The sequence below is a fragment of the Sporosarcina sp. FSL K6-3508 genome (assembly GCF_038615825.1).
GTDB lineage: Bacteria > Bacillota > Bacilli > Bacillales_A > Planococcaceae > Sporosarcina > Sporosarcina newyorkensis.
Window position 1 is genome coordinate 489208 of record NZ_CP152016.1, and the last position, 19920, is coordinate 509127.

The window sequence follows — 19920 nt, forward strand, 5'->3', positions numbered from 1 at the left end:
GTCAATTGGTCCACAGTGAAATTGGAGGAAAACTAATGAAGAAAAGTATGACATTTGCTGAATGGAAGCAATTATTGCGCACACGCAAAATGATTGTGCCGATGATTGCAATCTTATTTATTCCTGTATTGTATGCTGGGATGTTCCTATGGGCATTTTGGGATCCGTATGACCACATGGACCAATTGCCGGTTGCGGTCGTCAATTTGGACGAGGGCGCTGAAATGGATGGAGAACAGCTCGAAATAGGGAAGGAACTAACGGATAAGTTAGTGGACAGTAAGGAGTTCAACTTTCAAAGCGTGACAAAAGAACGTGCGGAGAAAGGGTTAAAAGGACAGGATTATTACATTACGATTGAAATCCCTGAAAACTTCTCTGAACACGCAACCACTTTATTAGAAGAAGAACCGCAGAAATTAAATCTACTTTATAAACCGAATGAAGGCTTCAACTTCTTATCTGCCCAAATCGGTGAAACAGCGATGGACCGCATCAAAGCGGAAGTAAATGAGCAAGTAGCTTCGACTTACGCAGAAAAGCTTTTCGATTCCATCAATGAAATGGGCGAAGGTTTTGGCGAAGCAGCAGACGGCGCAGGAGAATTACATGACGGTGCAAAGAAATTGGCAGACGGTACAGACGACCTCAAAGGCTATCTTGAGCAACTCGCGTCAAGCAGTATTGCACTGTCCGATGGTTCGACTAAATTAGCGCAAGGTGCAAATACAGCCGCAAAAGGTGCGAATGATCTTTCAAAAGGTCTGGGCACATTATCAGCGGGGGCGAGTGATCTGCAAACCGGCGCAAACGAAGCGGCAGCAGGCGCTTCGAGCTTAAAAGCGGGTATTGGAGAATATACGGCGGGCGTTGATAAATTGGCTGCCAGCTATTCGCAAATCGGAGCAAAAGAGAAGGAATTTGCAGGCAGTATTGGTACTCTAGCCGATAAATCAGGCAGCCTGAAAAATGCTTCCGATCAGTTAGCGGCAGGTTCTCAAAGTGTTCATGCGGGAATCAATCAGTTATCGGACCAACTAGGACCAATTTTAGCTCAACTGCCGGATGAACAAAAAGCAGCTTTGCAGGCAGCACTAGGTGAGTTAAAGCAAGGAAGTGCTCAAGTTGCGGGTGGAATAGGCGAGTTATCAGCAGGAGCAGCTGGCCTTCAGCAAGGTGCTTCACAATTAAACGGTGCAGCTGGTCAATTACAAGGTGCACATGCGGAAGCACTTGCTGGATTGAAAAAGCTTCAAGGCAATTCTGCGAAGTTAGTGGAAGGTTCAAATGCTCTGGCTAACGGCAACAGTCAATTGGCAGCAGGATCTAAGCAGTTGGTTGGCGGCGTGCAAAGCGCAGCAGCAGGTTCTAAAGAATTAGCCAATGGTTTGAATGAATTGACAACAGGTGCAGGAACGATGCAGCAAGGAACAGGCACGCTCGTCTCCAAATCCAAAGACTTGGCAGAAGGTTCCGGAAAACTCGCTTCAGGTGCTACGGAACTAAACGAAGGAACAGCAACATTACAAGAAAAACTAGCTGAAGCCAATGAAACAGCGGGTGAAGTGAATCCGACAGACAAGACATACAATATGGCGGCTTCACCTGTTGATGTGGAACAGCAAAGCATTAACAAAGTACCAAATTACGGAACAGGTTTCGCACCATACTTCCTTTCATTAGGATTGTTTGTAGGTGCATTGCTTGTGTCGATCGTCTTCCCATTAGTGGAACCAGCGACTCCGCCGACAGGTGCATTAGGTTGGTTTACGAGTAAAGTGTCCGTCTTGGCGATAGTCGGATTGATTCAAGCGTTACTCGCAGTCGCTGTCGTTAAATATTGGCTCGGTATGGAAGCGGTCAATACGCCGATGTTCATATTGACTGCAATCATCACAAGTTACACATTCATAGCTCTCGTCCAAGTACTCGTTTCCATCATGTCGGATGCAGGACGTTTCGTAGCGATCTTAATCTTGATTTTGCAATTGACAACGAGCGCTGGAACATTCCCATTAGAATTAATTCCAGAGCCACTAAAAATCTTCAACACATTATTGCCGATGACATATTCTGTCCAGGCATTTAAAGCGACGATCTCCACTGGAGACATGGCGCATTTATGGGCAAACAACGGCGTTCTGATCGGCTTCATGGTCGTGTGCCTAGCATTGACATTTGGCTATTTCGCACTCGTCTTCAAGAAGCGTTATTCAGGAAAAGCAGCAACAACAGTAGAAGCGTAAGAGAGTTTGCATTGTCCTAAAGGGATTGTCCAGGAAGTCATGAAACATGACTTCCTGGGCAGTCCTTTTTTATTTTGCTTCAAATTAAGTTAAGGATGTCCTATTGGAATTACTGTGAAAGGTTCGTTCCTTTGTAAGAACTTGAGTAGTTGGATGAATATGATAGTATTGGTGTAATATATTGGTAGATTCGGCAATCGGGCCAGCTTGTTTAACGGCATTTTTAGTATCCCGGATTATACAGGAGGTGGAAAATAGTATTAACTAGTCGAACTATCGGGATATTGATTTCGAGAAATTTAATCTTATAGAGGTGTTCAGAAAACAAAAGAGGTGGCTGGGAGGTAAGCGGGATTTACATGATGTGGAAAGCAAAGAGCCTGAGGTTCCGGTTGATGATGTATGCTAATAATAAATTTAATACTTGATGAAACTTATTAAACATTGAAAGAGGTTAAAGATGATTATTAAAATAATAATGAAATTTATACTTAAGATTATTGGTTTTTTGTTAGTAATTTTGGGACAAGGTTTAATATTACTCACAACAATTTCAGGCTGTTTAATGAATCTTATTACTGGATTTTTATTTCTTATGGCAATCATACTTAGTTTTTCAGATTTGACGGTGGGTCAAAAAATCTTTTTCTGGGTTATAGCTATAATTTCCGGTGCCATTTCAACTAACATTTATACAATACCTGAACGACTGGTAAGTACAGGCACACATTTAATTAATTTTGATTTTAATTAAATGGTCTAAAAGCTAAAATTTACTGGTCAATAAAAATATCTAAAGCGCTTTATAGTTATTTTGGTGACGACAATTTTTTAAACTGAGAATATCTATACATTACAAAATTTAGACATGACTCTGACAATTTAATAATGTACAAAGAGAGCAGTCTTCTGATCGAAAAATCGGTCGGAAGGCTTCTTTTTTGTAAAAAGAGTTTGGCTACCAAGTCTTTACGCAATTCGGAAGCACTTCTGATTTATTTCGAGACCTAGTGCCTACCCTTAAAGTAGTATAACGCTTAAAGATGGCAAGTGAGGGGGGCTCTTAATCCTATGTCACTCGAGTTTTTTATTAATCCAATATGTGGTAAGTAGTGCCTAGATTAAAAAATAGGGAACAATACTTTTTGAAAATTTGTTAAAGTGTACACAATTCGAAAAAGGAGGTTGCTTAAAGTATAGGAAAACCAATAATTAGGAGGGGGTTCTTTTTTATGAGGAAGTGGACAAGATACTTTATTTTATCTGTATTAATTACTGTATTAACATTCAGTCAAATTCACATGGGAGTTGCGGCAGAGGAGACAAATAACTCCAAGAATAAAACAATTAGAGTCAAGGAAGGGACGAATATGAGTGTTGCAGTCTCCCCTGACGGCAAAAGTCTAGTGATCGAATTGCAGGGTGGGTTATGGTCGCTTTCCGGGAAAGGCGGGGAAGCGAAGAGAATATCAGATAACTTTGACGACCCATCTGTACCTGACTGGTCACCGGATGGAAGTAAAATCGCTTATCAATCATATAGAAGCGGCAACTATCACATTTGGACAATGAATCCGGATGGTTCAGAAAAAGAGCAGCTGACGACAGGCATTTATGACCATCGGGAACCAAGCTACTCTCCGGACGGTTCGCGTGTAGCCTTTTCAGCAGACCGTGACGGTAGCTACGATATTTGGGTATTGGATTTAAAAACAGAGGAACTTACTCAATGGACCGATAGCCCGGAGGAAGAATTCTATCCTACGTGGTCACCGGATGGAAAAGAAATTGCCTTTGTTGTCGGCGGAGATAGTAACGGGAAGCGCATTGATGTGGTGAATGAAAATAACGAACGCCGCACGATTACAACAGTGGAAGATGGGAAAGTTTTATCTCCATCTTGGTCGCCAAATGGAAAAGATATAGCTTATGTATTGCAAGTAGACAGTAGAAGTGAACTGATCATTGACGGTGAAAATGTAACTGGAGGGGAGGATGTATTCCCGTTCCCGGTGAAATGGACCTCGGGCGACGAGATGATCTATACAGCGGACGGAAAAATTAAACAGCGCAATTTAAATGAACAAGAAAGCCGATCCATCCCTTTTGAAGCAGAGATTCCAATTGATCAGCCGGAATACAATCATAAAAAGTACGACTTTGATTCTAAGAAGCCGATGCCTGTTACGGGGATTGTTGACCCGGAGTTATCTCCAGATGGAAAGACGATCGCCTTTGTAGCATTAAATGATCTCTGGTTACTCGAAGTTGGCAAGAACAAGCCTAAGCAATTAACTAATGATTCATACTTCGAAGCAAATCCAGCTTGGTCACCAGACGGTACGAAGCTAGCCTATTCTTCTGATAAAGCCGGATCGGAGGATATATACATTTTGGACGTGAAGACCGGTAACGAACAAAGGCTAACATCGGAAGCCGGGGCAGAAGTGGCTGCATCATGGTCACCGAATGGAAAGAAAATCGCGTTCCAAGATCAAGAGGGTGCAACCTATATTATCACTATCGAAACTGGCGAGATTGAACAAATTCTTAAACCTATGTGGGAGCCGGGGCATCCAACGTGGGGACCGGAAGGAAAAACGATTGCGATTGCAGCTTTAAAGCAATTTTCTAATAGATTCAGAGAAGGGCTGAGTCAAATTTTGACGGTAGACCTGGAAACAGGGGAACAGACATATGTAGATCCTGCAAAATCTAAATCGTTGAGTAACCGTTCGAATTCAGGTCCCGTTTGGTCACCGGATGGAAAGCATATGGCCTTTATTATTGAAAGCACGCTTTGGGTCATGCCGGTAGATCAAAAGGGTAATCCAATGGGACAAGCCCGAAAAATAACCGAAGAAGTAGCTGAGTCACCTAGCTGGAGCGGAGATTCGAAAACGTTGTTATACGTGTCGAATGGCGAATTACGGACCATTCAAATGAATGGTGACGCTCCAAAGAAAGTACCGTTCAAAATGACTTGGAAAGCTGACCAGCCGAATGGCATTACAGTGATCCATGCAGGCAAGTTATGGGACGGTGAAAGCAAAGAACTCAAGCACAATATGGACATCATTGTACAAGGAAACCGCATCAAAGAAATTAAACCTCATGAAAAACCTCACCACGGCAACAACTTCATCGATGCAAGTGATCAAACAGTCATTCCAGGGTTATGGGATGCCCATGTCCATCAGGCACTTGAATCGGCCTTTCTAGGATCAAGACAAGGAAGACAATTATTATCCTTTGGTATTACGAGCACCGTCTCAATGGGAGAACCGGCCTATTTAGCACTTGAAGACAGGGAAGCAAACGCTTCAGGAGCACGTGTCGCTCCACGGTTCTTTGCATCAGGAGAACCAATTGATGGTTCACGTGTTTACTATAATTTTATGAGACCGACTACCAGTGAAGATCAATTAATCAATCTGGAGCTTAAGAGGGCGGAAGAATTGAATTATGATATCCTAAAAACGTATGTGAGAATGCCGTTTAATTATCAAACGATCGCGATTAATTACGGACATGAACTGGGAATTCCTACTTTCTCACATTATTTCTATCCATCCATTGGCTTCGGTCAGGACGGAACATCTCATGTTTCAGCAACGCAACGTTTAGGTTTTTCCCGTTCACAAAGCTTCACGAAACTTTCATATGAAGATGTCACCAAACTGGCTGCGGAATCGGGAATGGCTGTTACTTCAACTCTTTTCTCATCAAAAACGTTACTTGAATTCGATCCAGCTTTACTTTCAGATCCTAGAGTTAAAACATTGTATACACCATATCAATACGAAGCAATCACCAAACATTACAGTAATGCTACAACGACTGACCAGACCGTAACTAGAACCGGATTAGAGAGAGAGGTATCCTTGCTGAAAGACATCATGGATGCTGGAGGAACGATACTGGGCGGAACGGATATGCCGCTAGATAATGTTGCGGTGAGTCTTCATTTAAACATTCGCGCCATGGTTCGTTATGGCATGACTCCTTATGAGGCATTGCGGACAGTAACATACCTCCCTGCGAAGAGGTTCGGAGCGGAAGATGACCTCGGAACGATTGAATCAGGGAAATTAGCAGATTTAGTTTTCGTAGATGGAGACCCTCTTCAAAATATTGATGATGCTGCTAATGTTCAAATGGTCATGAAAAACGGGAAAGTGTATTTGATGGATAACCTTTTGGAGCCGTATAAGAATACAGATGAAACGAATTAATATGTTTTAATTATGATGGACGGCAATTATCCGATTTCAGCGGATAATTGCCGTTTTTGTTAAAACCCAATCCTACACCGAACCCACTTCGGCGCTTGCGGATGACTCCCGCGATGAAGCCAGTCAGGAAGGGCGCCTTTCTGTCTCATCACTCCGCCTACCGCTTGTAAGGCGCCTACGTTTAGTAAGTGAAAGCACTATGAATATCTATTTGCACTTTGGATTCTGACTAATAAGTTGGCTGCTGTAGTATCTTCTATATTTAAACACTACTCTCACTAATTTGTACGTACAAGCGAAGCCGCAACTGCGAGGTCGGCCGAAGCCATGAGTAAGCGCTAGCGCCCTTTGCTAGTTGGCTCATGGCGGGAGGCAATCCCACAGCGGCGCAGCGGTGATAGTGTACAACCCCGCACCCTTTCTTGGACACACTGAAATTCGAGCAACGTGACAACAAAAGTGTAACGTCATTGAAGTCACTTCGGCATTTGCGAATACCACTTACCACACTTATTTTCTATACCACACTAGCGATGGTGCCGCTACGGCATCCGTGATGAAGAATATTTACAAGGTACTTCACTCCGTCTTATTTCCACTCGATCTGTAACCAAATCAGAAAAATTCAGTCTACTCCAATAACAACAAGTGGAGAGAGGATGAATAAAATGAACAAGAGCAGATGGATTGTGACGCTTATAGCTATCGGAGGAGTAGGCGTGCTCATACTGGCAAGTTTCTTTTTCTGGCCGAAAGTGAACATCACATCCGCCCAATCAGTACTTGCCGACCAGCCGATGACGGTGTATTTCACAGCACCGGTCAAACCAAGTGTAGAGACATCGGAGTTTTACGTGACCGACCGTAATGGGGAAAAAGTGTCCGCTGAGCTGTCTTACGGAAGCGGGAGGACCACTTTGAAAGTGGAAGAGCTGCAGCCTGGAGACTATGAACTGCACGTGCCGAATAACAGTTTCAGAGGCTGGAAAAGAACAATGGACTCCACGTTTTCATTCGCTGTGATCGAGTCCGTCCAGCCTGTCGGATCCATTAAAGAGATTGAAACATTCTTTAGGCAAGCAGAGCAACAAACTAACAATTTTATGCAAAGTGATGACCAAGTGGAGTCTTCTTCGGAAGACAAGGCGTCTAGCCAAGGTAGTGCTGCTTATTCTCAAACGAATCAGCAAGTTGAGGGTGTGGATGAAGCGGATCTTGTGAAAACGGATGGTAAATTCATTTACGATATCACGAACTACGAGCAGTTGATCATTACCGATATCCGTAAACCGAGGAAGCTAGTGAATGCCAGCATCACGGGCTTTGACGGGACATTTTATCCAAGAGAACTATATGTAGACGACAATCTTCTCGTAGTCATCGGCAGCAAGCAGCACGATCAACCTGTTACCGCTGATGAAGCGAAACGGATGATGCCGACACAAGAGTTATCCGTGATTCGGGTGTACGATGTGACGGACCGAAAGCAGCCGAAGCTAATTCGTGAAACAGGAGCGGAAGGCTATATCATAGGGACACGAAAAATTGGCCGGCATTTGTATATGGTGACGAATAATCGTCCGATGTATTGGATTCAGAACGATTTGCCTGAGGGTGAAGAGTTGTTGCCAAAGGTGTTTGACTCCGCGGACGACCATTCGGTGCAGCCAATGAAGATCGATCAAGTCTCCATTTTGCCAGGTGCAATGGAACCGTCGTATTCTGTTATCACAGCACTCGATATTCATTCGGGTGACAAGAGTGGTGTCGAGACGAAGGCCTATCTTGGCAGCGGCGAACAACTCTATATGTCGAAGGATCATGTCTATTTGATAGCCACTCTCTATGGAAACCAAGCTACGCAAGGAAACAGCGAAGTCTTCAAATTTAGGCTGAATGGAACGGCCATCAATTTCTTGCAGGCAGCGCAAATGAGAGGCACCATCTTGAACCAGTTTTCCATGGATGAATATAACGGATACTTTCGAGCGGTCACAACGGAAGGCAATCTCTGGGATGAGAAAAACATCGCGAAAAACCATTTATTCATCTTAGATAACCAAATGAAGCAAGTTGGATCTGTTGAAAATCTTGCGAAAAATGAAAGGATTTATTCGGCACGGTTCATGGGGGATAAAGCCTATATGGTGACATTCCGTGAAACAGATCCTTTATTTGTGATGGACGTTGAAGACCCGCAGAACCCTGAAGTGCTCGGTGAATTAAAGATCCCCGGATTCAGCAACTATTTACATCCATTGGACGAAAGGCATTTGCTTGGGTTCGGTTACGAAACAGTAGCCAAGAAAAATCCTCAAGGTGGCGAGCCTATCATTCAAACACAAGGTATGAAGATTTCATTGTTAGATGTCACGGACTTCGCGAATCCGAAAGAAAAGGCAACTGAAATCATTGGCGGTCAAGGTACGTATTCACCTGTCCAACATGATCATCACGCTTTGTTTTTACATCCGGCAAGGAATTTGTACGGATTTCCGGTTACGATCTATCGGGAAGTCAAAGGTGAAAATTTCTTGAATTCTGAAAAGGCTGGGGCGATGATTTACGAAATATCGGCAGACAAAGGAATTATTGAAAAAGCCGACCTGACGGAAAAATTTTCAAACGATTATGTGGATTGGGAAAAAGAGGTTCAGCGCCTGCTTTACAGCGGAGACACCGTTTACACGATTGCTGCAAATGAAATAAAAAGCTATTCATTGGATGATTTTACGTTGTTAGATGAATTGGAAAAGGAATGAAAAGGTTGTCTTTTCGCAATTCGTCCATTAAGCTTTAAGTAGCAGTACCAATTAAAATTTGTACGAAAAAAATGGAGCCCTTTCTTTATGAAAGGAGCTCCATCTCATTTGGTCAAAAACAGTTATTTGATTTCAATCTGCTCTGCAGGTACCGGCTTTCCTATAAAATGACCTTGGACCGCGTCGATGCCCATTTCTTTCAGCAATTCGAATTGCTGTTCATTGCGCACGCCTTCTGCGATCGTATACAAATTCATTGTCTTAGAGAATTGAATCATACCTTCGATCAATTGTTGTGTTTTCGAATTGCTTAGTAAAGTGTCGATGAACACGCGATCAAATTTAATGCTTGTGATCGGCAAGTGCTGTAAATAGCGTAGAGACGCATAGCCTGAGCCGAAATCATCAAGCGTAAATTGCAGACCGAGGCTTTGGAGTTCCGACATTTGGGTAATCACAGATTGTTCTTCTTCTGCCTTAAGCGCGAACTTCTCCGTGAACTCTAAAGAGACTTTATTTGCCGGACAGCCTGTTTCATTTAAGATAGAGAGTAGACGGTTTTTCCACTGTGGATTTAGGGATTCTCGAATGGAAGAGTTGATCGAGATGTTCATTTCTGTGCCGGCGCGATGCCATTTCGTCGCAAACGTCATCGCTTCTTCTGCCACAAATGCACCAACTTCTTCGATCAAACCATTCTCTTCCGCAATAGGAATTAACTCGTCCGGACTGATGACACCCAGCTCTTCATCTTCCCAACGGATTAACGCTTCATAGCAATTAATGCTGTTGCTTTTGATATCGAGTTGGGGCTGATAGGCGACTTGTAACGTATTACGGTCCAATGCAGTGTACATTTTTCGATCGATTTCTAAACGACGATTCAGAATTTTATGGGATTCAGCAGACAACGAAGCAATTCGTCCTCCGCCTTGGCTGATGACATCATCGGCAGCAGTTATGGCCACTTTGTATAGCTGCATATACGTTTGTTGATCTTCCGGATACCGAACGATACCGCCGCTAACCGAAAGCGTCTGTGCATTGTGACTCAAGTAAATCGGTTGTTGTTTCAAGAAGTCATACAAACCTTGTATGTACCAATCACCGAAAGCGGTCAGCACGACAAAACTATTCGTATCAATGCGTGCCACTGGGCTGTCTTGGAAGTATCGCTTCAGACGGTTGGTGAACTCTTGAATTAGCTCTGTCTCAAATTCTGGGGATTGCTGCTCTTTCATAGAGAAATAATGGTCGATCGTCAAATAAACGAATGAGAAATGCTGGCCTAGTTTAATCGATTCATTCACAACTTGCTCTAGTTTATGCCGGCTCATTAGACCGGTCTCTATATCAATAAACGCGATTTCACTTAATTTTTCTTGCAGACGGATATCTTCTGTAATATCCAGCTCTACGAAGAGGGTGGATTGCAGTTCTCCGTCTTCTGACATGGTAGGGACGGCGAGCGTGTTAACATAAAATGGTTCGCCTCCGCGAGTCATTTTTTCCACTTTTCCGGACCATGACTTTCCGGATAACAGACAATCCCAAATCGAGTTGACGGTTTGTTGGTTCTTCGGATCATCTGAGAACATTTGCCAAATGGATTTCCCAATAATTCGTTTAGGTGTCCAGCCACTGATCGTCAGATAGTTTTGGTTTGCATAGGTTATTAGTCCCTCACTGTCTGTATGAGTGACTAACTGAAATTTATCGAGACTATTGACTAATGAGGTTTGTTCTTTAGTTTCCGGGAAGTTAATTGTATTCATTAGTGAATGCTCCTTTCCGATTCTACTATATAACTATTATAGTATAAAAATCATCTATGTCTATATAGTATGTATGAACTTTATACTATAAATTATGATGGATAGTTGATTTCTTTCATTAGGGGGAATGGTTTATGATGCGATTGAAAGGGATAATGATGATTATTGTCGGTTCCATGTTGTGGGGGGCTACAGGACCCATGATGGAATGGATTTTGCATAATAGTGATATTTCCGTTTCCATGCTGCTGATTCTGCGTTTGATGATTGCCGGCGCTGCTCTCCTCTTCTTATTGAAAGCTAAAGGGGTGCAAGTGGGACGGCCAATGAGGCAAAAGCTTTGGTTCCGCAAAATGGTCATGTTCGGTGTCTTTGGCATGCTGGGTGTTCAGTTCGGCTTCGTCCAGACAATTGCGCATAGTGACGCGGTCGTGGCCACGCTTTTTCAATTCGTCGCGCCGGTCTACATCATCATTTTACTCTCCGCTGCACAGAGGTCCTTTCCTCCTGCGGGCCAAGTGATCGGCATGGTTGTAGCTTTATTTGGTTTATATCTACTGCTGACGAATGGCTCGTTTTCCAGTATTACATTGAATACGGAAGCGATTATTTGGGGAGTAGTAGTTGGATTTGCCTTTACGTTCTATACGTTGTATCCAGTCGTTTTAATGGCTGAATGGGGTGTATTGCTGGTCGTGGGCTGGGGGATGTTCATCGGCGGGGTAGTGTTGTTTATCATCAATCTCCCGTCCTTTTTAATGAATCTTTCCTTGCTGTTAGATGGTCCGATGATGGGAATGTTGTTACTTGTCACCATCATGGGAACGCTCGCCTTCATCCTGTTTTTACAAAGCATGACGTTCATCACTCCTGTAGAGACAAGTGTACTGTCTTGTTTCGAACCGCTCACAGCAATGGTAGTCTCGGTCCTTTGGCTTGGCCAAATGATGGGAGGGTGGCAAATAAGCGGCGCCATAATCATGTTGCTCGGTGTAGTTTGGTTATCCATAGGCGGTGACAGTAAGAAAAAAACTGTGCCGCCGCCAGAGCCGGTAGTGCCGTATGAGCCGTATGATATGTAGCGTCTTCATCTGTACACCCCGCGATTGAATATGACATAATAAAATAAATGAAATACAGTTGGGGAGTAAGAGGTGGAACAGATGAAGACGGTTTTTCGTTTTGCGTTACCTTATAAATGGCCTATGATGATCGCTATATTCCTAATGCTTTTGGAATTGGCAGTCGAACTGATCCAACCTTTGCTGATCGGTAAAATTATAGATGAAGGCATCATGCAGGAAGACCTCGGCGCTGTCGGACTATGGGGAGCTGTCATGATGGGCCTTGCCTTCGTTGCGCTCTTTTCAGGAGTCGTCAACTCCTATTTCGCTTCACATGCGGCGCAGAGCTTTGGGTTTGACTTGCGTCAGGCGTTATTTAAAAGAGTGCAGACAATGTCGCTCACTGCTTTTTTACGCTTTCCGACATCCAGCCTTATCACCCGACTGACGAGCGATGTGACACTTGTGCAAAATGCATTGTTCATGGGGCTGCGCATCATGGCGAGGGCTCCTCTGATGGTGTTCGGAAGTCTTGCCATGGCGTTCGTTGTCAATCCGAAGTTAGCCATTTTTTTATTGGCAGGAGCGCCATTTTTAGCGATTTTTCTGGTCATCATGGCCCGCAAAGGAGTGCGGCTCTTTGGAATAGTCCAACGTCGTCTTGATTCGGTCAATCGATTGGTACAAGAAAACTTGCAGGCAGTTCGGCTGATTAAGGCCTATTTGCGTGGCGCATTCGAAACGAGTCGTTTTTCAAAAGCTGCTGGAGACTTGAAGAAAGACAGTGTCCATGCAATGCGCTTAATGGAATTGATTTTGCCTGTATTGTTGTTTATTATGAATGCCAGTTTCATGGCGGTGCTTTGGTTCGGAGCGGATGAAGTAAGAAATTCCGGAATGCCTGTAGGAGACGTTGTGGCGATTGTCAACTATGCGATGCGCATGACGAGTGCATTTTCCATGTTCTCCTTTTTGATTGTGATCTTTTCGCGCGCTAAAGCATCTTCTGAGAGAATGGAAGAATTGTTGACGACGGACGATCAGCTGGAGGTGCTGGAAGCCACGGATAATTCATACGATGGTGCTTCCGCAGTACGTTTTGAACAGGTTTCATTCCGCTATCCCGATACGAATGAATATGTACTGCAAGATATATCTTTTGAAGTGAGACCAGGTGAAAAGCTTGTGATTATGGGCGCGACAGGTTCCGGTAAATCTACACTGTTGCAGTTGATACCGCGGATGTTCCAGGCGACAAATGGTACTATTTTGGTCGGCGGCAAGAAAATAGGGGAGTGGCAGCTTGATACGTTGCGGAAGATGATTGGCTATGTACCTCAGCAATCTATGTTGTTTACCGGGACAATCATTGACAATCTAGCGTGGGGTAAGCAAGGAGCTAGTCTGGAGGAAGTGGAGGAAGCTGCGAAGAAAGCACAAATCCACCAATCGATCATGCGGTTTACCGATGGTTATCACACACGAGTCGGACAGAAAGGCGTCAATTTATCCGGAGGTCAGAAACAGCGTCTGTCAATTGCTCGTGCGTTGATTCGGAAACCATCGATTTTGATTTTAGACGATAGCACCAGTGCGTTGGATGTGAAAACGGAAGCGGCGTTGTGGGAAGCTCTCGCGGAGGAAGATACGACGATGTTCATTGTTACGCAAAAGATTCAGACCGCACAAATTGCAGATTCGGTGTTATTGCTTTCAGATGGAAAAATCGTCGGTCATGGGACGCATGATGAACTGCTGAATTCTTCCTCTTTCTACCGGAAAATCGTGCAGTCGCAACAGGCGGAAGGGGTGGAATGATGGTGAAGCCTTTTACCAAGCCATTTGGCTATGAACCGATTATCGGTAAGGATGATTTAAGTAAATCCAGTCGTAAAAAAGTTCAGAAGGCAGGCGATTGGAAATCGGTACTCTTGCGTATTTGGCGATTAATCGATCAACAACGCGGTCTGCTCATTGCCGTATTGTTTCTTGTTTTCGCCAGTTCTGCTCTAGCTTTGGTCGGTCCCTTGATGATCGGGAATATTATTGATCGCTACATCATTCCGAAGAAAGTGGATGGTTTGGGAATGCAAATCGGCTGGTTGCTTACTGTTTATGCCAGTTTTTCCGTTGCGACGTACTTGCAGAACTACTGGATGGTCGGTATTGCTCAACAAACGGTTTATCGGATGCGGACTCACTTATTCGGTCAGCTGCAGAAGTTGCCCATTCGCTTTTTCGATAAACGACAGCATGGCGAATTGATGAGTCGTATGACCAATGACATTGAAAGTGTCAGTCAGACCTTGAACTCTTCGCTTATCCAAGTGTTTTCGAGTGTATTGACATTGGTCGGTACGGTGTCCATTATGCTCTATTTAAGTCCGTTATTGACGTTGCTGACGATGATTATTGTGCCGTTGATGTTTCTTGCGATGCGCTGGATCACAAGAAGGACAGGTATTTTATTCAAAGAGCAGCAGCGGGCGATTGGTGAGTTGAATGGAATGATCGAAGAAACTGTATCAGGTCAACGTGTAGTCAAAGCATTTTCTCGAGAGCAGAATGTCATTGACGAATTCGCTGAAAAAAGTGAGCGTTTAAAATTGGCTGGGTTTTGGGCTCAGACGTATTCGGGATTCATTCCGAAAGTGATGAACACGCTGAATAATATGTCGTTTGCCATCGTGGCCGGTGTGGGCGGCTTGCTTGCGGTGACAGGGTACGGCGGTGTAACGGTAGGGACAATTGTTATTTTCAGCGAATACGCGAGACAGTTCACAAGACCTCTCAATGATTTAGCCAATCAATTCAATACCGTGTTATCTGCAGTCGCAGGAGCGGAACGTGTCTTTGCAATTATGGACGAGCCAGTAGAGAAGGATGAGGTCGCTGAACAAACTTACACGCTTCAAGGAGATGTTGAGTTCCGCGACGTAACATTTGGCTACGATGAGGAAGTGATTCTCAATTCGATTAACTTTCACGTCAAACCAGGCGAAACGGCCGCTTTTGTCGGAGCAACCGGAGCTGGCAAGACGACGATCATGCAGTTGCTTTCTCGATTTTATGAAGTGGATGGCGGACAGATCTTGCTGGATGGCGTGCCGATCGATCAGCTGCCGCGGCAATCTGTGCGCAGTCAGATGGCATTCGTTTTACAAGATCCATTTTTATTCGAAGCAACTGTGCGGGAGAATATTCGCTATGGACAGTTGAATGCAACCGATGAAGAAGTGGAAGAAGCCGCAAAGCAGGCGAATGCGCATGCGTTCATCAGCAATTTGCCTAAAGGCTATGATACGGTGTTGACTGCAGGAGGAGAAGAAATTTCCCAAGGTCAGAAACAACTGCTTTCCATTGCCCGCGCGTTGGTGGCAGATCCAAAGTTATTACTATTGGATGAAGCCACCAGCAGTATCGATACTGTGACAGAACTAGCGATACAAGAGGCGCTGGAACGCTTGACTACAGGTCGGACAAGCTTCATCATTGCTCATCGCTTGAACACGATCCGTAAAGCAGACAAGATCTATGTGCTGGCGGACGGAGAAATCATGGAATCAGGCAGCCATGCGGAGTTACTCGAACGCAAAGGAATGTTCTACGACATGCTGAAAAATATAGATTGAACACAAAAAGCCATCTATCCAGTTAAAGATAGGTGGTGTGGATTTCAACCATATAGTGGCAAAAATACCGTTAATCTACGTTCCGGGCGGACGCTTTCCGGGGGACGTGGCTTGAGTCTCCTCGTCCGCTTCGCTACCTGCGGGGTCTCAAGGCTCACGCTGATATCCCCCAGGAGTCGCCGCCTTCCACTACGATCAACTGGCACAGTGTCCCAAATTCGGTGAGTTAATATTCCAATCAGGGAGAGAGAAAAGGGCATGAAGTAACGTCTCAATAGGAATAGAGCCTTTTCCGTCCTGACATACAAATACATATACTTTATCCAGTGAACTTTATATGTGCTGCGGTTCACTATCTAGGGGTTAGAGCGGAAGATGGGGCGACTCCGGAAGGATCAGCGTATGCCTTGAGATCCTGGACTGAGCGAAAGCGAAGCATTAGAAGCACACGTACTCAGAGGGAAGCAGCTCAAGCCACGCCCTCCAGAAAGCGTCCCCATCTGGAGCTCTAATCCTCGGATCGCAAGCCTAAATTGCTTTCATACACTTTCTTCAATGAAGCCAACGTAACTTAATCGTTTTGGTTTTGTGCAAAAATTAAGCCATCTATCCACTGTCGAATAAGCGGATAGATGGCTTCTTGTGTTACTTTTTCTCATCAATGTTAAGCGTCTTATCGTCAGTATACTTCACTTCAAGCTCGAACTCATCGTAATCATCGAGACCATACCATTTCAAGATTTCTTCGATCGTTTCATCTTTCGTCGTATCACTGTCTAGTAGGATTTCCATAAACATCTTGTGCATACTGTCAATTGCATCGTTGCCTTCTTTGTTCACTTCCTGAAACTCATTGATGTATTCCGCATCGGAAGGTTTGACGTCTTCATAATCGACTTCAATCTTCTTGCCGTCTTTCTTGATCGACAAATCGAAGTCTGTGAAACCGTAACCGTCCCCTGTGTTAATGGAACTGCCTTTATCTTCATCTTCGTAACCGATTGTCGGATCGTCATTATTAGGTGCCTCTTTTTTCGAAGAACAGCCTCCCAAAATTAAAACTGATGAAAAACCCACAATTGATACCATTCGTAAAAATGACATGAGCGCCACCCTTTCAAAGTTCATAGTACTTATATTATGACCTGAAAAGGCTGGAGCTAAACCACAAATTCAAGGTATGAAGAGAATAGAGTATGCCTAAATGCCTGGATTATCGATCTGTGCGCTGTAAAATGGAACCGAGCATTTGTCTGATCGGCAATATTTGATCATTCGGCAGACGAATCTTTCCGTGATAATAACCAACCATTTGATTAACTGACATCTTGCGAATACAATAACGATCAAGTGTATGTTGCTGGAAGAATGGTTTGAATGTTAAGTTGACATCATTTGAAAATTTTGATTGAATACGCCAAGGATTTAAGGGGTTTTCAATATTTCTTTCAAATAATACATCTTCGTGGATCTTATACATTGTCCCTTCCACAAACACTGCATTTTCTGTTAAGCCTGTGCCGTCTGTCCAGCCTCCGCCTAGATTCAAGCCCACTCGTTTTCCGCCTGTCCGTTGGGATGCCATCGCCCAGCTCCAATCCGTCATACTGCTCCAAACACCTCGGCCATAATCATGGACCGCGAAGCTGTAATAGGGATTGAAATCGTATCGTCGATCGCCAATTTTTACAAAGCCACCGGTAGGTAAAATGGCGTGTTTGGAAGTGAAATGGAAAATGTCGCGACTTTTTGGAATGACGACATTCAATGATTCATCTTTTTCAGGATGGATGATGTGCAGATCTGCATGCAACGTTTCGTTGTCGAAGTCAGGAATAGTGACAGACAGATGCGTTTCACCTTGCATGTGGACGAACTGAACAGTAAGTTGGTCATGAATGAACTTGATGCTGTTCAAAGGTTCTTCGGGCATTTTGACACGTCTACCCAGTGGCAAGGTCAGATACTTTTCATAGAATCGCTGGGTTTCGTAATCTAGTATGTAAATTTGACAAATAGCTTTATGGTCCAGATGAACAATTGACGTAGAAAATAATAAATCTTCTCCATAAATACACCAATAATTCCACCTTTTCTTTTTCATAAACTGCCCTTTGAGATTACTGATTACTAAAGGACTTCGGGCAAATCCAATTGACTCAGGATTGAGAAGACCCTTTGAATCGCATAATACCACGGATTCGGTCAGTTCTCTTTCTGCATGCTGCATCTGTCCTACCACCTTTCTTGCCTATTGTCTTTTCATCGAACACTTGCTATACTCTATATTGTATCAGAAACGAGGGGCATTAGCTCAGCTGGGAGAGCGTTGCGCTGGCAGTGCAAAGGTCAGGGGTTCGAGCCCCCTATGCTCCATATATAGAATAGCAGATGGCAGTTCTTGAAGAATTTCTTCGGGAACTGCCATTTTTTAATGATAAATAAATTCTGTTCTTACCCGATAAATCCTCAAAAATTAGAGAATTTATGATTATTTTATAATAGCTATTGTATATTTATTCACCATGTTGTATATTAAGTATACTAAAAGACATCGGTAGCAGGCTATAGCCAATTGAGTTAAAAAAATATTCATTGCACTATGAATATACTATTCAAACAGCTGTAGACAGCTCTCTTCCAATAACTTATAATTATTTTAATTTAGAAGATTGACATCACTTTAAAGAAAGAAGGGGAAACGAATGAAAAAGACAGTTTCGGCACTTTTACTCATTCTCGTATTAATTATTGCAGGCTGTAGTAATAATGACGGAGGTGGAGCAGGCACAACAGAGAAATCCACCTTAAAGAACATCCAGGACAAGAAGAAACTGGTGGTCGGGATCGCACCGGGTTATTTCCCTTTTGAGATGAAGAGCACAGAGGGCGGTTATGTAGGGTATGACATCGACTTGGCAAATGCAGTTGGTGAATGGTTGAAAGTTGACGTGGAGTTCAAACAATTCGTATTTGACGGCTTAGTACCAGCGCTCCAAACCGGAGAAGTAGATATGGTCATCGCAGGGATGACGATTCGAGGAGACCGTGCACTGGCGGTCGGTATGTCGGATCCTTACTACAAAACAGGTCAGGCGATCATGGTTCCAGCTGCCAATAAAGATGTTAAGTCTTGGGAAGAGCTGGACGTAAAAGGAAAGAAAATTGCAGTGGGCGTAGGAACAACAGGTGCGTTACTGGCGAAATCTCAATTCAAAAATGCTGAAGTCGTGGACTTTGAAGATTTCCCTTTAGCTGCTACAGCAATGGGTTCAGGACAAGCTGACGCAGTCGTTTACGATGAGCCGGCTATCGCGGTATGGCGCTTGGAGCATGAAGGACAAGTACATCAGGTAGAAGGTTTGCTTTCTGCTGAAAATCTGGGGATTGCTGTGAAGAAAAATGATTTTGAAACATTGCAATGGTTGAATTCATTTTTGCATGGCTACATCGATAGCCCGGAAGAATTGGAATCCAGAACGCGCTGGTTTGAAGAAAGTGACTGGCTGACGAAGGTTACGGAAGATTAATATGGGAAGCTATGATTATGACTTCAGTGTCATCTCTCAAAACAAGGATATTTTTATTGAAGGGACATTAAAGACGCTTGAAATTTCAGCGATTGCTTTACTCCTTGCTATTCCGATCGGTATTATATTCGGAATGGGCAGGATCTCCAGAAATAAATTTATCCGTCTAATTTCTTCAGCTTATGTAGAAGTCATGCGTGGCGTGCCGCTGTTAGTTTTACTGATTTGGATTTTCTTTGTATTAGGCCAATTTTTGAAGTTAGGCTCCTATTGGGGGGCCATCATCGGTTTGGCAGTTTTTACAGGAGCCTTCATTGCGGAAATCGTTCGTTCCGGAATTCAAGGTGTGCCGAAAGGTCAAATGGAAGCGGCCCGTTCTTCGGGTATGAGTTATTGGCAGGCTATGCGGCTCATCGTTTTGCCACAGGCATTCCGTCGAGTTCTTCCACCGCTTGCTTCACAATTTATCATGCTCATTAAAGACTCTTCACTAATTTCTGTAATTGGTGCAACGGAATTGACGTTGAATGCGAAAAACCTGGTCTCTACCACATTCCGTTCAATCGAAGTATGGACATTCGTTGGTTTTGTCTACTTTGCTATGACATTTACACTGTCCATGATTATCCGTGTTATTGAAAAACGACTTTTGTCGAGGGAAAATTGATGATTGCCG

At 43.7% G+C, this 19920-nt stretch carries 12 protein-coding genes and 1 tRNA gene; 10 read left to right on the forward strand and 3 right to left on the reverse strand.

Annotated elements, in window-relative coordinates; all coding sequences use genetic code 11:
• Positions 1–35: 35 nt before the first annotated feature.
• From MKX97_RS02305 to MKX97_RS02320, 4 genes are all read left to right on the forward strand, one after another.
• Positions 36–2246, forward strand: a complete 2211-nt coding sequence (locus MKX97_RS02305; protein ID WP_340758141.1) for a YhgE/Pip domain-containing protein — start codon at positions 36–38, stop codon at positions 2244–2246.
• Positions 2247–2706: 460 nt separating this feature from the next.
• On the forward strand, positions 2707–3000 hold the full coding sequence (locus MKX97_RS02310) for a hypothetical protein (RefSeq protein ID WP_221835193.1): 294 nt from the start codon (positions 2707–2709) through the stop codon (positions 2998–3000).
• Positions 3001–3478: 478 nt separating this feature from the next.
• Complete coding sequence (locus tag MKX97_RS02315; RefSeq protein WP_342536856.1) at positions 3479–6481, forward strand: DPP IV N-terminal domain-containing protein; 3003 nt, start codon at positions 3479–3481, stop codon at positions 6479–6481.
• Positions 6482–7149: 668 nt separating this feature from the next.
• Complete coding sequence (locus MKX97_RS02320; protein WP_342536857.1) at positions 7150–9243, forward strand: beta-propeller domain-containing protein; 2094 nt, start codon at positions 7150–7152, stop codon at positions 9241–9243.
• 122 nt (positions 9244–9365) lie between these two features.
• Here MKX97_RS02320 and MKX97_RS02325 read toward each other — a convergent pair whose 3' ends face one another.
• On the reverse strand, positions 9366–11018 hold the full coding sequence (locus tag MKX97_RS02325) for a GGDEF domain-containing phosphodiesterase (RefSeq protein WP_078817420.1): 1653 nt from the start codon (positions 11016–11018) through the stop codon (positions 9366–9368).
• Positions 11019–11152: 134 nt separating this feature from the next.
• Here MKX97_RS02325 and MKX97_RS02330 point away from each other — a divergent pair, with 134 nt between their 5' ends.
• From MKX97_RS02330 to MKX97_RS02340, 3 genes are all read left to right on the forward strand, one after another.
• Positions 11153–12100, forward strand: a complete 948-nt coding sequence (locus tag MKX97_RS02330) for an EamA family transporter (RefSeq protein WP_342536858.1) — start codon at positions 11153–11155, stop codon at positions 12098–12100.
• Between the two features lie 81 nt (positions 12101–12181).
• Positions 12182–13900 carry an ABC transporter ATP-binding protein gene (locus MKX97_RS02335; RefSeq protein ID WP_342536859.1) on the forward strand — a complete coding sequence of 573 codons (1719 nt, stop codon included), beginning with the start codon at positions 12182–12184 and terminating at the stop codon, positions 13898–13900.
• Complete coding sequence (locus MKX97_RS02340; protein ID WP_342536860.1) at positions 13897–15714, forward strand: ABC transporter ATP-binding protein; 1818 nt, start codon at positions 13897–13899, stop codon at positions 15712–15714. The genes MKX97_RS02335 and MKX97_RS02340 overlap by 4 nt, the downstream gene beginning before the upstream one ends.
• A 645-nt stretch (positions 15715–16359) precedes the next feature.
• Here MKX97_RS02340 and MKX97_RS02345 read toward each other — a convergent pair.
• Both MKX97_RS02345 and MKX97_RS02350 read right to left on the reverse strand, forming a co-directional pair.
• The gene (locus MKX97_RS02345) at positions 16360–16818 is read right to left on the reverse strand and encodes a YusW family protein (RefSeq protein WP_342536861.1); all 459 of its coding nucleotides are present in this window, start codon (positions 16816–16818) and stop codon (positions 16360–16362) included.
• 109 nt (positions 16819–16927) lie between these two features.
• Positions 16928–17944: a DUF2804 domain-containing protein gene (locus tag MKX97_RS02350; RefSeq protein ID WP_078817416.1), complete on the reverse strand. Its 1017-nt coding sequence runs from the start codon at positions 17942–17944 to the stop codon at positions 16928–16930.
• A 73-nt stretch (positions 17945–18017) separates the two neighbouring features.
• Here MKX97_RS02350 and MKX97_RS02355 point away from each other — a divergent pair.
• The 3 genes from MKX97_RS02355 to MKX97_RS02365 all read left to right on the forward strand — a co-directional run bounded on the left by MKX97_RS02355 (position 18018) and on the right by MKX97_RS02365 (position 19911).
• Positions 18018–18090: transfer RNA gene (locus MKX97_RS02355), tRNA-Ala, on the forward strand.
• Between the two features lie 329 nt (positions 18091–18419).
• Positions 18420–19244, forward strand: a complete 825-nt coding sequence (locus MKX97_RS02360; protein WP_078817415.1) for a transporter substrate-binding domain-containing protein — start codon at positions 18420–18422, stop codon at positions 19242–19244.
• A gap of 1 nt (position 19245) precedes the next feature.
• On the forward strand, positions 19246–19911 hold the full coding sequence (locus MKX97_RS02365) for an amino acid ABC transporter permease (RefSeq protein WP_342536863.1): 666 nt from the start codon (positions 19246–19248) through the stop codon (positions 19909–19911).
• Positions 19912–19920 lie beyond the last annotated feature (9 nt).

Bases quoted from the DNA above. Each gene is read 5' to 3' on its own strand.
- MKX97_RS02305 (WP_340758141.1), top strand. From the start codon at position 36: ATGAAGAAAAGTATGACATTTGCTGAATGGAAGCAATTATTGCGCACA.
- MKX97_RS02310 (WP_221835193.1), top strand. From the start codon at position 2,707: ATGATTATTAAAATAATAATGAAATTTATACTTAAGATTATTGGTTTT.
- MKX97_RS02315 (WP_342536856.1), top strand. From the start codon at position 3,479: ATGAGGAAGTGGACAAGATACTTTATTTTATCTGTATTAATTACTGTA.
- MKX97_RS02320 (WP_342536857.1), top strand. From the start codon at position 7,150: ATGAACAAGAGCAGATGGATTGTGACGCTTATAGCTATCGGAGGAGTA.
- MKX97_RS02325 (WP_078817420.1), bottom strand. From the start codon at position 11,018: ATGAATACAATTAACTTCCCGGAAACTAAAGAACAAACCTCATTAGTC.
- MKX97_RS02330 (WP_342536858.1), top strand. From the start codon at position 11,153: ATGATGCGATTGAAAGGGATAATGATGATTATTGTCGGTTCCATGTTG.
- MKX97_RS02335 (WP_342536859.1), top strand. From the start codon at position 12,182: ATGAAGACGGTTTTTCGTTTTGCGTTACCTTATAAATGGCCTATGATG.
- MKX97_RS02340 (WP_342536860.1), top strand. From the start codon at position 13,897: ATGATGGTGAAGCCTTTTACCAAGCCATTTGGCTATGAACCGATTATC.
- MKX97_RS02345 (WP_342536861.1), bottom strand. From the start codon at position 16,818: ATGTCATTTTTACGAATGGTATCAATTGTGGGTTTTTCATCAGTTTTA.
- MKX97_RS02350 (WP_078817416.1), bottom strand. From the start codon at position 17,944: ATGCAGCATGCAGAAAGAGAACTGACCGAATCCGTGGTATTATGCGAT.
- MKX97_RS02360 (WP_078817415.1), top strand. From the start codon at position 18,420: ATGAAAAAGACAGTTTCGGCACTTTTACTCATTCTCGTATTAATTATT.
- MKX97_RS02365 (WP_342536863.1), top strand. From the start codon at position 19,246: ATGGGAAGCTATGATTATGACTTCAGTGTCATCTCTCAAAACAAGGAT.